The organism is Marinomonas transparens, from assembly GCF_016463975.1.
Classification (GTDB): Bacteria; Pseudomonadota; Gammaproteobacteria; order Pseudomonadales; family Marinomonadaceae; genus Marinomonas; species Marinomonas transparens.
Window position 1 is genome coordinate 55,114 of record NZ_JAEMNX010000020.1, and the last position, 14,654, is coordinate 69,767.

14 protein-coding genes are annotated in these 14,654 nt (G+C 44.7%); 1 reads left to right on the top strand and 13 read right to left on the bottom strand.

Annotated features, from left to right (window positions below; translation table 11 throughout):
- Positions 1 to 124: 124 nt before the first annotated feature.
- Genes I8J31_RS15285 through I8J31_RS15300 form a run of 4 tightly spaced genes read right to left on the bottom strand, consistent with a single transcriptional unit; the run spans position 125 to position 4,786 of the window.
- Complete coding sequence (locus I8J31_RS15285) at positions 125 to 1,516, bottom strand: ABC transporter ATP-binding protein (protein WP_199469448.1); 1,392 nt, start codon at positions 1,514 to 1,516, stop codon at positions 125 to 127.
- Positions 1,513 to 2,301 carry an ABC transporter permease gene (locus I8J31_RS15290; protein WP_199469449.1) on the bottom strand — a complete coding sequence of 263 codons (789 nt, stop codon included), beginning with the start codon at positions 2,299 to 2,301 and terminating at the stop codon, positions 1,513 to 1,515. The genes I8J31_RS15285 and I8J31_RS15290 overlap by 4 nt, the downstream gene beginning before the upstream one ends.
- Entirely contained in the window at positions 2,298 to 3,233 is a 936-nt protein-coding gene (locus tag I8J31_RS15295; RefSeq protein WP_199469450.1) for an ABC transporter permease, read from the bottom strand. The genes I8J31_RS15290 and I8J31_RS15295 overlap by 4 nt, the downstream gene beginning before the upstream one ends.
- Positions 3,230 to 4,786 (bottom strand): ABC transporter substrate-binding protein, encoded by a 1,557-nt coding sequence (locus I8J31_RS15300; RefSeq protein WP_233402819.1) that lies wholly within the window; start codon positions 4,784 to 4,786, stop codon positions 3,230 to 3,232. Before I8J31_RS15300 ends, I8J31_RS15295 begins: the two co-directional genes overlap by 4 nt.
- Positions 4,787 to 5,084: 298 nt before the next feature.
- Here I8J31_RS15300 and I8J31_RS15305 point away from each other — a divergent pair, with 298 nt between their 5' ends.
- Positions 5,085 to 7,253: a cellulase family glycosylhydrolase gene (locus I8J31_RS15305; RefSeq protein WP_199469451.1), complete on the top strand. Its 2,169-nt coding sequence runs from the start codon at positions 5,085 to 5,087 to the stop codon at positions 7,251 to 7,253.
- A gap of 96 nt (positions 7,254 to 7,349) precedes the next feature.
- Here the strand turns inward: I8J31_RS15305 and I8J31_RS15310 are convergent, their stop codons facing one another.
- The 9 genes from I8J31_RS15310 to gspK form a co-directional block, all read right to left on the bottom strand.
- Complete coding sequence (locus tag I8J31_RS15310; protein ID WP_199469452.1) at positions 7,350 to 7,892, bottom strand: phenolic acid decarboxylase; 543 nt, start codon at positions 7,890 to 7,892, stop codon at positions 7,350 to 7,352.
- Positions 7,893 to 8,174: 282 nt separating this feature from the next.
- A complete protein-coding gene (locus tag I8J31_RS15315; protein WP_199469453.1) occupies positions 8,175 to 9,071 on the bottom strand; it encodes an SMP-30/gluconolactonase/LRE family protein in 897 nt (298 codons plus the stop codon).
- A complete protein-coding gene (locus tag I8J31_RS15320) occupies positions 9,068 to 9,727 on the bottom strand; it encodes a 2-dehydro-3-deoxy-6-phosphogalactonate aldolase (RefSeq protein ID WP_199469454.1) in 660 nt (219 codons plus the stop codon). Before I8J31_RS15320 ends, I8J31_RS15315 begins: the two co-directional genes overlap by 4 nt.
- A 2-nt stretch (positions 9,728 to 9,729) precedes the next feature.
- Positions 9,730 to 10,707 carry a 2-dehydro-3-deoxygalactonokinase gene (locus tag I8J31_RS15325; protein WP_199469455.1) on the bottom strand — a complete coding sequence of 326 codons (978 nt, stop codon included), beginning with the start codon at positions 10,705 to 10,707 and terminating at the stop codon, positions 9,730 to 9,732.
- Entirely contained in the window at positions 10,707 to 11,051 is a 345-nt protein-coding gene (locus I8J31_RS15330) for a hypothetical protein (RefSeq protein WP_199469456.1), read from the bottom strand. The genes I8J31_RS15325 and I8J31_RS15330 overlap by 1 nt, the downstream gene beginning before the upstream one ends.
- Before the next feature lie 278 nt (positions 11,052 to 11,329).
- A complete protein-coding gene (locus I8J31_RS15335) occupies positions 11,330 to 11,950 on the bottom strand; it encodes a hypothetical protein (protein ID WP_199469457.1) in 621 nt (206 codons plus the stop codon).
- Positions 11,951 to 11,962: 12 nt separating this feature from the next.
- Positions 11,963 to 12,478: a type II secretion system protein GspM gene (gene gspM, locus I8J31_RS15340; protein ID WP_199469458.1), complete on the bottom strand. Its 516-nt coding sequence runs from the start codon at positions 12,476 to 12,478 to the stop codon at positions 11,963 to 11,965.
- Entirely contained in the window at positions 12,475 to 13,638 is a 1,164-nt protein-coding gene (locus tag I8J31_RS15345; protein WP_199469459.1) for a type II secretion system protein L, read from the bottom strand. Before I8J31_RS15345 ends, gspM begins: the two co-directional genes overlap by 4 nt.
- A 41-nt stretch (positions 13,639 to 13,679) precedes the next feature.
- A complete protein-coding gene (gene gspK / locus I8J31_RS15350) occupies positions 13,680 to 14,654 on the bottom strand; it encodes a type II secretion system minor pseudopilin GspK (RefSeq protein WP_199469460.1) in 975 nt (324 codons plus the stop codon).

Below are 14,654 nucleotides of genomic sequence, written 5' to 3' on the forward strand. Positions count from 1 at the left end.
ATAGTATCCTGTAGAAAATATTTAATCGGCTCAAAAATTAGACCACAGCAGGAGCACAAATCAAACAAAAAGCGAGAAGAATAACCCCTGCTCTACAGAAAACAGAGGTTTTCAATTATTAAATCTATAACGCAATCACTTGATCGCAGGTTTTTCGGACTAGATCAGCATCATGACTCACCAACAAAACAGCACATTTTGTCTCTCTAGCTAAGCTAAAGAGCAAGGTTGTCACCTCCTTTGCAGTAATAGGATCAAGTCGCGAAGTAGGCTCATCAGCAAACAAGAAGACAGGGTTCAATAACAAGGCTCGTAAAATAGCAAAGCGCTGCAACTCTCCTCCAGATACACCATGGCAACTGCGCTCTAATATCACCTCAGGTAATGATAGCTTATCCATCATAGGAGCAATTCGACCTCTATCAATACCGTGTAAACCCACTAGATCCTCTAATAACTTCCCAAGTGTCACACTGCTAGTAACAGCCGAAGGTGGGTCTTGATACAACTTCAACCATTGATAAGGCTGAGCAGCTGGAATCAAACGCGAAATTCGTCCAGAAGCAACCGGTAATAAACCAAGCAAAGCATCCCCTAAAGAAGACTTTCCACAGCCACTTTCACCAACAATACCAACCACTTCGCCCTGTTTAACCTGAAATGAAAGATCATTGAATAAAGACTTACCGCCTCGTTCTATAGACAATTTTTCAACATTCAATACCACCTCTGGAGACTCCGGAAGCGGCACACTAAAACTTGCTTCTTTCCACACTCTAGGCTCTGCCCCTAATAAAGCTTGAGTATATTCTCCTTCTGGGTGGCTCAACACGGTTTGCGCATCACCTTGCTCTACCAAGCGTCCAGCTTTGATTACCAAGATATCCCCCCCCAATTGACGAGCAATAGCCACATCATGGGTAATGGTTAACAAGCCACCCATTGCAGATCTAGTTTGCAGTAAACGTACAATATCCAAACGGCGAGAGGCATCTAACCCCTTTGTTGGCTCGTCCGCTAAAATTAATGATGCCCCGCCAGCTGTCGCAGCCGCAATCGCTAAACGTTGCGCCATACCACCCGACAACTGACTCGGCCGTTTAGCGCCACTGTGAGCCAAACCAACATATTGTAAATCAGCCTGAGCAAGCGCCATTGCTTCACGCTGATGCTTGCCATGTACATAGCGATACACCTCCTGAACCTGATCAACCCCTTTCATTAAAGGGTCCAAAGCGTTCCACGGTTCTTGGGGTAACATCACTAATTTTGTCCCCCATAAAGCCCTTCGTTCATCACACGTCATGCTCTCACCGAGAACTTCAATCTCACCTTGAAGAGCCAATTCTTCTGGTAATAACCCCATCACAGCTTGCGCTAATAAGCTTTTCCCCGAACCTGTTTGTCCTAAAATAGTAAGCGGCCTTCCTTGTACCAAAGACAAAGAAATCGGTTCTAATAGACAACTGTCTCCAGCATAAACGGCCACATTGGTTAACTTAAGTAGTATCGTCATATTCGCTTACCAGCCAACAAATGAAATCCAAACACGATCAATGCGATCACCACTAAAGGCTGTACTAGCAACCAAGGAGCCTCACTGTAATAAGGAAACAACTCCACCGTCATCAAACCAAGTTCCGCCAAGGGAGGCTGAATACCAACATAGATAAAACCGAGAGAAGCCATGGTTAAAATAGCATTGGCACCGCCAAACGCCGCCAAAGTAAAAACGGAGGGCGCAATAGCAGGCCAAATATGCCGCTTAAATTGATACCAACGTCCAAACCCCATCATCTGTGAAGATTGCCTCGCAGGACTTTGAACCACCGCTTGAGTCACGGCTCGCACGACTCGAAAGTACTCAACCCATTGGACAAGGGAAATCGCCAGATACAGCATCAGAAAGGAACCAGGAGCAATTGCCGCCAGCAGAAGCACAATCACCAATCCAGGTAAAGCAAGCAGAATATTTACAAACACACCTAAAACACCGTCCACTTGTTTTCCAGACCACGCCGCCCACACCCCCAAAAAGGTGCCAAGAAGAGCCGAAGTCATCACACATACCAAGCCAAGCGCAAAGGATAAGCCCACCGCATAGGCCATGCGAGTAAACATACTGCGTCCAAAATGATCTGTTCCTAACCAATGCTGGGCATTTGGTGGTTCTAAAATGGCATTCAAATCCTGTTGCGAAATCGTATAAGGAGACAACCAAGAACCCAATACCGCAAAAGCCAACAAGCCAAGCAAAATGATCAGCCCACATTTTTGAGAAGACTTCATGCTAAAAGTCATACTGGCATACCTCCTCTAGGGTCAATCCAATGACAGACAATATCGACCAAGGTATTTAGCAATACAAACAATGCCCCCATAGCTAAAGCGGCCCCCTGAATAACAGGAATGTCTCGAGCAAAAATAGCATGGGCCAAACCATGGCCAATCCCCGGCCAAGAAAACAGAGACTCAATCATCACAATACCTTCGATCATACTGACCAACTGAATGCCCAAAAACGCCACCACAGGCAAGGCAATATTGCGTATACCGTGACGCTGAAAAGTGCGCCACTTAGACAAGCCCTTCACTTGAGAGAAAGTATAAAAAGACGAACCGAATACCTGTTTTGCCGAATCTCTCACCACACGATTTGAAATGGCAGCAAAGCTAATCGCTAACGTCAGCGCAGGTAATACAAGATGCATTGCCGTGCCAAAGCCAGCGACAGGAAACCAGTTCCAATGCAAGGCAAACACCAACAACAGCAGCACCCCAAGCACAAACACTGGCATGGCACGTACCATACTGGATAACCCCATTAACACCGAATCTAATGGGTTCCCTCGCCAAGCACTAAACAGGCCTAACGGTACGGCAATCAGGGCAGATAAACACAAGCCTGCGACAGCAAGCAGTAAAGAGTGGCCCAACATATGTTGGACAGAATCGATAACCGGCTCACCACTGACTAAGGAATGGCCCAATTTGAACTGCAACAGATCCATTAGCCAATGCCAATAGGCCAACCAGGGCGGTAAATCCAGTTGCAGCTCATTACGAACTAATGCTGCCGCCTGAGAGTCGACATTATCTTGTCCATAACGACTTGCTGCGATTCGGTAGGCCATATCACCCGGCAGCGCACGCATCAGAACAAAGGTTAGCGTACCAACCCCCCAAACCACACACACTAACTGAAGCAGGCGTCTAAAAATCAACTGCTTCACGGCGATTTAAATTCCAAATCATTCAGGAAAAAACTACGTTCAAAAGGGTCAAAATGGAAACCCTTAACACGGTTATTTACCGCCGTTTGCTGAACATAATAAGAAACCGGAATCATAGGTCGTTGCTGATAAATCAACTGTGCAGCTTGTTGTGCAAGCTGATGATATTTTTTAGGGTCAGTTGTGTGTTCCAATGAGCCCAATAACGTTGACATAGTCTTGTTATGCCAATTCATCGCCCCCCAATCACCCCCATTAGCACCAAAATCAGATAAAATGACACCAAGAGGATTAGCAATAAAACCATAATTACGCGCCATTAAAGCAACCTCTAAAGAACCATCCTGATGCCCCATAGGAATCGCACTGGAATTAGTGACATTCACCTTAGTACGTACACCAATAGCATTCCATTGTGCTTGAAGCGCAGTGGCTACTGTCGTCAATTCTGGCCTATCGGCATAGGTAATCAGTGTCAAATCAAAGGTTTTCCCATCACGCTCCAAAACCCCATCCGCATTTTTCTTCCAACCTAATGAGGCTAACAATGCCTGCGCGCTTTCTAATGGCATGGGCTCTTTAGAAATAGTCGGCAAATACCAATCTGTCATAGAAGGCGGCAACAACTGCTCAGCTTCTGAATCAGGGATACGCAAAATACTTTTGGCAATACCAGTACGATTGATAGCAAGGCTTAACGCTTGTCGTGCTCTCACATCATTAAGAAAAGGGTGTCCACTATTTACCTTCAATGCGATTGTACGGGGAATAGAATTCGAATATAGCGTTAAACTAGGCAGCTTTTTCAAGAGGGGTAAGGCCGCTGGTGCCAAGCCAAAAACAATATCTGCTTGCCCGCTACGAGCCTGCATTACACGGCTTTCCGCCCGATGTCCGGTCAAATAACTCACATAAGGAATACTGGCTTTTTTACCCCAATAAGCAGAATTTTTCTCAACGACTAACTTATGTGGCGGAGCATAAAGAGACAGTTGGTAAGGTCCTGTTCCCGACAAAGCCAACACATCACCTTTTTTTCCATAGGACGCCGGTGCCAAAATAGCGTTCGAGTAATGGGCTAAAATAGCGCCTAGCAGAAGATAAGGTTTCGTCAACCTGACTTCTACCGTCTTACTATCTATTGCCTGAATGCTCTCAATCGGAGCCTTACGTAATGCACCATGCTTTTGTTTTGCAATCGTCAGGCTTTTTACAACAGCATTTGCATCCATTAAAGAACCATCATGAAAATGCACCTTATCACGCAAAGTAAAACGCCAAGACTTGGCATCTTCTGACACTTTCCATTTACTCGCTAACGCAGGCACTAACTGCCCTTTTGAATTCACATCAAGCAAGGTTTCTAGCAGCTGCATACGAGTATAAATATAACCGTTTTTAGATGGATCAAGACTGGTGAACTCAAAGGCACTACTAATAGACAGAGTATTTTCTTTGCTCGACGCGGCCCAAGACATAGAGCCATAAACCACTAAAAAGCTCGCGAGAAAACCAAAGCCCATCTGTCGTATAAATCTAAATAAACTACGCATAAAACCTACCATCCAGTAAAGATTAACAAGGGTATATGAAAAAACGAAAGAAATGATATGTTATAACATTTTAAAAATAAAGAAGAGAATGCTAGAAATTCCGCACTAAGCTAAACAGCATAACAGTGGCAAAATTCTCATCCAAAACAGAAAGCGTCATGATTTCCCTTATAAAAAAGAAGAAGCATTTGTTTTCATTTGTGTCGAATTGAGTACTTTTGTTTTGCACTGCTTACTTTTGTCTATGGCTCAGCTATATATAACAAGCGAATTTATTTTCTTAAGGAAGAGGCAAGATATGAAGGACAGTAGAGCAAAGCTCAATATACATAAACCAACCTGGAAATCCCTATTTGCTGGCGTAGTTCTATCGGCAATGGGCTCATTATCTCTAGCTGGCGAACCCGTTAATGGTGATGACTGGCTTCACGTAAGCGGTAATCAAATTCTTGATGCTAACAACAACCCAGTCTGGTTAACCGGTGCTAACTGGTTCGGCTTTAATACTAACGAACGTATTTTTCACGGCCTTTGGTCGGTCAACTTAGAAAGCACATTAGACAGCATCGCTGGCCGTGGTATTAACCTATTACGAGTCCCCATCTCAACCGAGCTCATCAAAGAATGGAAAAACGGCATCTACTCTCCAGCTAATGCCAACTCATCCGCAAACCCAAATCTTGCTGGCGCAAATTCACTGCAAGTTTTTGATGCTTTCCTAGCTCATTCTCGCAAAATAGGCTTAAAAGTCCTGTTAGATATGCACAGTCCAAAAGCCGATAACGCAGGTCACTTCCAACCACTTTGGTATCAAGATGACATTACCGCGGAAGACTTTTATAGCACGTGGGAATGGATTACTGACCGCTATAGAGATGATGACACCATTCTCGCGTTTGACCTCGAAAACGAGCCCCACGGCGAGCCTTGGGGTGGTGGCGCCTTTGCTAAATGGGATAACTCTAATGATGACAACAACTGGAAACAGGTCTGTGAAAACGCCGCGAACCGCATTTTAGATATTAATCCTAATATGCTGGTTATGTGCGAAGGTGTCGCCTCGTTCCCTAAAGATGGCGTCACCTGGACAAGCTCAAATATCAATGATTACCACAACAATTGGTGGGGAGGGAATTTACGTGGTGTTAAAGATTACCCAGTGGACTTAGGGAATCGCCAAAGCCAACTCTTGTATTCACCCCATGACTATGGCCCCCTCGTATCACAACAGGATTGGTTCTATAACGGCTTTAATAAAGACACTTTATACCAAGATGTTTGGAGGGATAACTGGCTATACATTCATGAAGACAACATAGCCCCTCTACTCATCGGAGAATGGGGAGGTTTCATGGATGGCGGTGATAATGAAAAATGGATGAACGCCATACGAGACCTCATTGTCGAATATAAACTCCACCATACATTCTGGTGCATCAACCCAAATTCAGGCGATACCGGCGGTTTACTTAACGACGATTGGACCACATGGGATGAAGCAAAATATGCCCTTTTCAAACCCTCCTTGTGGAGCAATGAAAATGGCAAATTTATCAGCCTAGACCACCAAGTCGCCTTGGGTAGCGAAGCAACAGGAATAAGTCTTGGCGATCACTTTGGCACCCTAACAACCTCTATCGATATCACCTCGCCAAACGATGGCGATCAGGTATTAACCGATACACAGGTCACAATCGCTTATAGCTTAACAAAAGCCACCTCCGTCAATGTCTACCTAAACGATGCATTAATCGCCCAAGGCATCACTGGTTCAGCATCAGTGACCTCACCCAGTACCGCCGGCACCTTCGAGGTACGACTTGTTGGCGTAGACAGCAACAACATAGAATTACCAGTCAGCGATAGCATCACCCTAAATGCAGTTAATGATGTCCCTCTTGAGCCAATGATTTCTATCCTTGCCCCAGCGGAAGGCACGCCATTTGAAACCAGCGACACCATAAACCTGACCGTATCACTAGACAATGCATCAGGTTTTGAAGCGCAATTAAAGGGTATCAGCACGATATTTTCTGGCTCTACAGGGCAAATACAAGCGCCGAACGAAGCAGGTAACTACAGCCTATTAGTGACAGCACTAGACGAAAATCAAACACCTACATCAGCAACAGACAGTGTCAATATCACCGTCAATGGGCCGGCAACAGCAGAAATGAGTTGTGTGATAGGTGGTTCAAGTGTGTGGGCTACAGGCTTTGTGCTTAGTCCAGTCACTATTACCAATTTAGGCAACGAAACTGTCACCAGTTGGGCAGCGAGGGTCGACTTTAATAATGTCATTACCTTCACCTCTGGCTGGAATGGCATCTTCAGTGCTGACATACAAAGTGTTGAAGTCACCAGCGCCAATTACAACGGCACAATAGCACCGGGGCAAAGCGTCACCTTTGGCTTCCAAGGAACCCATGACAACAGCTTTAGCGAACCGAGTTGTATGGTTTATTAAAAACGTCTAAGTGAGTTCATTATACAAAAATCCCCCCAGCATAAAGTCATGCTGGGGGGATTTTTATATCAGATACCCGATTACCTTCTTTATGCCTTACGCCAAAGCAGATTCTTTTTTTGGTAATAAATTCTTATCAGACAAGCACTCAGGATAGTTATCAGGCAGTTCACTTGGCGGACAAGCAATGACCTCCTCATTATTAATACCACAATCACGCATGTATATGAGTGTTGCAAAGCTATCCACTACCTCTATTGGATAAACAGGCCCTGCTTCTCTATAAGCCTCCATTTCGTTAAGGTATTCATTTTGAAAACAAGCAATTTTTTTCGGGTCATTGATTACCCAGCGAGGGAAAAATATGGTGCCATGTACGATGTAATTATGCAGATTCAACGAGAGCGCAACATTATTCCCAGTCGGCTCACTCCAAGAAACTCGATAAACATCCTTTGCTATGCGTACGATATTAACAGCTTGATCTTTGACCCAACGCCCCGCAACAATGCCGCTATGAACGCGGTAATCAATGGTCACTTCGTTTTTTACATAAAGCTCATAACGCCACCCAGCATCATAAATATAAATAAAGCTTTTACCCACAAAACCACTTACATCGTCTTTATTAAAGTCCATATCATCATCCTTGTTAATTACTCCATTATGTAAGAAACCCTCAAGCTCCATACAAGCAAAAAATCACTAAGAAGAAAACATAACTCACCCTCAAAAAGGTTGTTTTCTTCGCATTAGCCCTAACGTCCGTAGATTTATCATGCCATGGATACTCAGAATATGCATTCGTAATTTAGCTTTATCCGTTTCCAAATGGCGACACCAGCCACTTCTAGCCCTCAGCTACTAATCAGCAATTTAGTACTATCCGTTTCAGGCTAATCACAAACAGCTAATTTCATTCTAGCCTCCCGCGAAGGGCTGGCTTGGTGCTCCCGCTATATCAACCTCAAAATCACTTTTTAGATCAAGAGCCTTTTTTAAATCAATCGCGAAGACATGACCCGCTAAAGGTTGCTTAGCTAAGTCTTCTTCGCTGGTGGCAACACTGGCAGACGTAATAAATAAGGTCTTGCCCTCAGGCCCACCAAACACACAGCTGGTTGGCTTCGCAAAGGGCAGTTCAATGGTCTCCAATAACTCACCATCCGGGTTGTATCTCACAATACGAGCCCCATTCCAATTCGCATTCCACAAGCACCCTTCTAGATCGATACAAGAACCATCAGCACCAATTCCTTCAGGGACTTCTACAAACGGTTTTTGACGACGTATGTCATAGAACTCAGGATAAGGAAAAGCGTGAATCTGTCGCGTCATAGAGTCGCCAAAATAAAACCGCCCTCTTTGCTCATCCCATGCCAAAGTATTGGCAACCCCCACACCTTCTAACATCAGTGTTTTCTTACCTTCTGCCGTCACTTGCCACAGACGACCAGAAGTATTCTTCTCCACATCATCCATGGTGCCAACCCAAAGTGTTCCATTAGGGTCACACTTAGCATCATTGCTGCGATTGCTAGGTAAATCCGTATCGAGCGCACATAAATACTCAAGATCACCCGTCAATTTGTCTAAATAAGCGACACCATCTGCCATGCAAACTAACAAACGCTCGCTCTGAGTCGTAAACACCGCCGAGACTTTTTTGGGTAAAGTCCAATGTTGACATTCGTTACTCTCTTGATGCCAACGCCATACCTGACAAGCGGGAATGTCGACCCAATACAAAGCTTGCTCAGCTTGGCTCCAAAATGGCCCTTCTGCTAACTGATGACGTTGTGTACTTATTTGTTTCATTTACCTTCTCCTGAAAAAAGAACGCCCTGATAGGATTTCCATGTCGCCATAAAGGCCTCAGCATTCGCTTTCGTCGTCACGACAGACTGGCCTTTTTTATACAAAGCCGAACCCAAACCAAAACCACGGGCACCGACTTTCAAATAGTCTTCAACATTCGCTGGCGTCACGCCCCCCACAGGACATATCCAAGTATCTGCGGGAATAACCGCCCCCAGAGCGTTAATAACATTGAGGGTAGGCAATGCCTCCGCTGGGAATAGTTTCACCGCGTCCGCTCCGGCATGCAAGGCCGCGAAAGCCTCACTTGCGGTAAAAAAGCCCGGCATCGCATACAAACCAGCGACTTTGGCTGCTTTAATCAACTCTACATCCGTATGCGGGCAAACCATTAGCCCCGCCCCTGTTGCAACAAGTTGCGTCAACTGCGACATGGTTAACACAGTACCCGCACCAATCAATGCTTGTTCACCAAAGGTGTCTTGCAACAGGCGAATACTAGTAAAGGGGTCAGGGGAATTAAGGGGGACTTCAATTAAACGAAAACCTGTTTCAATCAAGACACGCGTGTGTTCGACCACTTCATCAGGTTGCACGCCTCGAAGGATCGCAACCATAGGAAATTCTTGCATTAAGGCATCAAAAGAATGTTTCATTATTAAGCTCCTGCCGCGCCACTGGTAACCGCGTTCTGACGACTCGCCAAGCGCTTCAATCCGCGGATACTCGCTTCGCTGGCCTCTAAAAATTCAGATTGAAGGTCACAGAATGACAAAGCCAACGCATAACGCGCACTTAAGGCTTGGCTGCCTACAATCAATATTGGAGTGTTTTTATCTACGACACTCTGCGACAGCAAAATATCATTCACATCATGACCAATCACCACTCCAGAAAGGTAGTCACGCACTTCCTCTGCGCCTAACTCTCCACACACAAAACGACTGCGGGCACTAAACAAATGATGTAACACACCACCCGCTTGCTGACTTGCCAATAGACCTTTATGAAAAGCATCTTCGTTCAACACCTTAGCTTGGGGCAAATCTTTTACCAAACTGGAATCATCGTTGAGCTGCGCAAACAATTCACCGGTGATACAAGTAGAAAACTGTGCCACGCTACCATGAATGATTTTCACCCACTTACAATGGGTTCCCGGCATACAGCACAAAGGCGTTTCCTGTTCACGCCCTTGAGAAGCCAACCAGTCCATAATGCCAAGCAGCTGGGTTTCTTCACCGCGCATCACATCCGCATAACCGCTCATACCAACGCCCTGTAGCCCCGGCACAATTGCCACAGGATTAGGCAGCGACGTCGTTAGCCAAAACAAATGCTCAGCCAAGCTATCCAGCTGGATTGGACATTGTTGGTAAGGCACTTCCTGCCATCCCCCACGGCTACCCACCATACCGGCCATATAAATCGGCAAGTCTGGTGTTAACCAATCAGCCAACAACTCTGACAGTACCGCTTCAAACTCACCAGAAGCCAGCTTTAACATACCTAAATGGCTGTCACGTTGCGCTTGAATTTGCCCCTGCTGATCCATTAAAAATGCCCGTAAATTGGTGGTTCCCCAATCAACGGCAATAAAGCTCGCCTTCTCTTCAGTAAAATGAAATGCAGCCATTACAAACGACCTCCATTAACCACCAAGCTTTGTCCGGAAATCATACGACTGCCATCCGCAGCCAAAAAATTATGCAAATGCAAATCACGACCTCCCATATCAAGAGTGACTTCGTCATACCCCCACTCAGCCCCCTGTTGCGCACAAACAAGTACTAAGGTTTTGCCTTGCCTTATATTGTCGATAAAAACCCATTTTATTAAAACATTATCCGTCATCATCAGCCTTGCGTAGTCGCTAAGGTTAAGCGAGCAATCCCCCTTGCTAAAGTAAAACGCAACCGAGACAAAAAGCCTTAAGTTCACTTCCTTTAATAGGTAAAAACCAATTAACTTACTCGCCAAATAAACACTAAAATCGCCAAGCCTAAATAATGGAACGAAGTTTCATTATTTGCAATAAAAAAGTGAAGAGACCTTTGCAACAAGCCTCGAGCAAAGCCAAGATGAGGAAAGAATAGACGACAAAGCGGACGCTTACATGGATACAAGTGTTAGGGCAACGTAGGAACAGCTACCGAGGGGCAGAAACCGAAGAACAGTGGTGAGAAGCAACGTAGAAAAACCATTGCTGAGCCAAGAGGGCGTGGTTACACCCTCCCGAGTTCCAAAATATCACATCATTAAAAAAGCCAGTTCATCCCCACCATGCCATGGTCTGCTATTTTCGATGACTTCCAGTTATTTTTAATAAAGTTATCGTATTGATACTGAGTGAAAATACTCAAGTTATAAGGGAGTTGATAACGTAAACCAATATTAGAGCTCACTTCAAAAAGCTCGTCATTGCTCCAATCCAAGGAAAAAAACCTAGGCCTTAAACTGGCCCCAACAAACAAAGCAAAGGATTCAGTGAAAAAGCCATAAAGATTCACTCCAACCTCTGCTCCCCTCCGCTCATATTGATCCAATGACGTTCTACTAAGCGCAATATGCATTTCTGCACCATAGGATTCACTACTGACTTCAGCAAAGTTAAATGCCGTTATACCCACTTCTTTCACTGTCCCGTCTTCACCTAAGGAAGATTGCGAGATATAAAGACCAGCAAAGCTACCTATTTGATCATCTGGCTCCAAACCAACCGCCAACTCTAGGTGCTCAGCACCATCGCCTCCCGACACTTCGACAAACACAGACGGTACGATGGATTGGGATTCTTGCTCTTCCTTAGCATACACATCGCAGGACAACACCATCAGCATGGAGGCGCTGCTCAACACAAACCGACGGACTAACTTCATATCTGTTGTTCCTTAATCCAAAGAAATACTCAGGCTCACAACGCCCGGAGACAGAGCCTGTATTTGCATACTGTTTATTTTTACCTTCTGCTGTGCGAGCAGGTTAAGCCATTGAGCAACCATCTCATAGGGTGCTTCTGAGATACCAACCCTTAAGCGGCTCTGCCCTTCACGACTGATCACCTCAGGAGCCAGCTTAGTTCTTTTAATACTGGTATTCACAATAACTCGCAACTCAGCCGAGTTACGATCAAGATAATCAACCCCGGCATCTTCTGTCGAAGCAATATCACTGGCGTGTTTGGCTAACAATAAGTAATTCGATGTGGCATTTGCTAAGCGATTACTCGCTTTTTGGTAGTCATTATAATAAGGGGTAAAAACAAGCTTAATCGCTAGCCAAAATAAGATGACAATAAGAGCAATAATCACCAACCTTTGCTTAGACTGAGATAAGCTATTAAAAGCAGACAAGATCGCCTGTAACGAAGCACTTCCTTCCACCTGATTCATCAGCCACTGTTTCATAACATCCCCTGAATTCGGTAAGAGCCAACGTACAATTTATCTTCTCGTACTACCTGATCGAGATAGGCATCCAATTTAAAGCGAGCAAAGCTTTTACTTATCTTGGCGAGCGTGTCTTGATCGGCAGCAGCCCACTCTAGAATATAAACCCCGTCCCGAAAGGCAATCAGCTGAAGTTCATTCTGCTCTTTAATGTCCTGCTTTGCCTGCTCAATTTTTTTCAACACAAAGTAAGGAGAATAATCTTGGTCATCGACCTTCTCTTGCGATTCATTTGAGCGCAGTCGGCCTTCTATTTGCCGCTTTAAATTCACCACTCGGCCTTCTTCAGGTGCTAACGTCAAAAAGGCCTTATTCGCCTTGTTCTCGATAAAAGTGGCCTGCTGCTGATAAACCGAGGCTTCATAATGCAACCAAGTACAACTGCCTGCCAAAAGAACAGCGGATAAAAAACCACCGATTTTCCAAAAACGCGCAAACTTCTGAGAAGACGACTGCTGAGCAAACTCCCGCTCAAACAAGTTCACCCCTTGCCAAGATTTCATATCCAATAAGGACTGACGAAGAAAATCCTCATCTAACACCTTGCTCGGAGCGGTAGCCGATTGTGCGGCAAACGAATGAGGAATGGGAAATAAATGATCATTTAAGAAACGGTAGTCTGTTCCCATAAAAGAGACGAACTCTTCTGCATCAAACCGCTTATAAAGCAAAGATTGAGGCAGTAATAAACGCTTTTTAACCGCAGTAACCATGTCCACTATTTGACTAAGCTGCACCATGTATTCTCGATCAACGGCACTCACCCATACTCCATTAGAATCAACAACCTTGGTAACAAAGTGAATGTCTTCAATAGGCTGAGCTAAAAACGACTCCATCAAAGTGGGAGCAATATCACTAATGTATCTTTCCTGACCTTTACTAATGGTCAATAGCCTCGCATGACCACGGGAAGCCGGCGCAAAAGCAATAAGATCAACCAGACGCTCTGAATGGTTAGCATTAAGCTGTTCTTGAACCCAAGCATCAATATCAGCCATAGCAAGAGATTGCTCACTGACAATGAACACCATCTTATCTGAAAACAACCAGACATCCGCCGTCCACGGATCATCAATGACACTTGGTTCAATAAGTTGTAGCACTAGCTGATGCAAACTAACTCCTTAGACATAATTCCCTGCTGCTCGATGCATAATTACATTCCACTCTCTATATTCATCTTCACTTTGCTATAAAAATCTAACGGAGCAAAAGACCGATAGAAAGCCTTCACCTTGTTGTCCTTATCTCGACTTAACTGAGAATGAAGCCAATACTCACCATCCTCTGTCGTCAATTTACTAAACACAGAAATGAAACGCGTATTAATACTCCAATCTTGCTCCTCTAACTTTAACGACTTAAAAGCATCGTCTTCAATAAAATCATCGAGCGCATCAAAGCCACCCACCGCCCTTATATCATTCAATGCAGTCAGCTGTTCCGTATTAATGGTAGGTAGATAACTTTTCACCAGCATATCAGGTGCTCGATTAATATTGACTCCCATACTCTCAGGCAGAACACAAATATAAGGAGCCAATAATGCGATAGAAGCCTGTGGTATATCCAATAATGACCATTCCGTCCCTGATAAAATCAACGACCGACTGGTTCGATAAGGCTCTTCTTTAGATAAGTAAAAAGCATCTTCTCTCCCCTGCCCCGACGCCAAGTTTTGATCATTATCCAACCAATCCTGAGCAACGCTAATCCACCCCTTATCAATACCGATATATTCCGACAGTTTCGTCAGACGCTGTTTGGTAATTTCGACACTGTTGGTATTTGCCAAGCGATTGATATTGATGCAAGCCTGTAGGTCAAACAGACTGATATCAAGGCTACCCGCCTCTGTTTCAAATACCTGATGCACAACTAAACTCGAAGTAGGAATAACAGCAAAACTATTGCCACTTGATATGTCCTGCACTAGCCCTTCTTTTATCAACCAATCTTGGGCCCATGCTTCACCACCTAATAACTGTTGTCGAACATCACTGTTCATTTGAATTCTAGCAATCACAGATTGCTCGTTCTGCACCGACATCAGCAAACTCGTTGCAATACCACTCACCAAAGCCAGCACCATTAAAGACAAAAGCAAAGCAGAACCTGACTGCTGCTTCAT

Bases quoted from the DNA above. Each gene is read 5' to 3' on its own strand.
- I8J31_RS15285 (WP_199469448.1), bottom strand. From the start codon at position 1,516: ATGACGATACTACTTAAGTTAACCAATGTGGCCGTTTATGCTGGAGAC.
- I8J31_RS15290 (WP_199469449.1), bottom strand. From the start codon at position 2,301: ATGACTTTTAGCATGAAGTCTTCTCAAAAATGTGGGCTGATCATTTTG.
- I8J31_RS15300 (WP_233402819.1), bottom strand. From the start codon at position 4,786: ATGCGTAGTTTATTTAGATTTATACGACAGATGGGCTTTGGTTTTCTC.
- I8J31_RS15305 (WP_199469451.1), top strand. From the start codon at position 5,085: ATGAAGGACAGTAGAGCAAAGCTCAATATACATAAACCAACCTGGAAA.
- I8J31_RS15310 (WP_199469452.1), bottom strand. From the start codon at position 7,892: ATGGACTTTAATAAAGACGATGTAAGTGGTTTTGTGGGTAAAAGCTTT.
- I8J31_RS15315 (WP_199469453.1), bottom strand. From the start codon at position 9,071: ATGAAACAAATAAGTACACAACGTCATCAGTTAGCAGAAGGGCCATTT.
- I8J31_RS15320 (WP_199469454.1), bottom strand. From the start codon at position 9,727: ATGAAACATTCTTTTGATGCCTTAATGCAAGAATTTCCTATGGTTGCG.
- I8J31_RS15325 (WP_199469455.1), bottom strand. From the start codon at position 10,707: ATGGCTGCATTTCATTTTACTGAAGAGAAGGCGAGCTTTATTGCCGTT.
- I8J31_RS15335 (WP_199469457.1), bottom strand. From the start codon at position 11,950: ATGAAGTTAGTCCGTCGGTTTGTGTTGAGCAGCGCCTCCATGCTGATG.
- gspM (WP_199469458.1), bottom strand. From the start codon at position 12,478: ATGAAACAGTGGCTGATGAATCAGGTGGAAGGAAGTGCTTCGTTACAG.
- gspK (WP_199469460.1), bottom strand. From the start codon at position 14,654: ATGAAGCAGCAGTCAGGTTCTGCTTTGCTTTTGTCTTTAATGGTGCTG.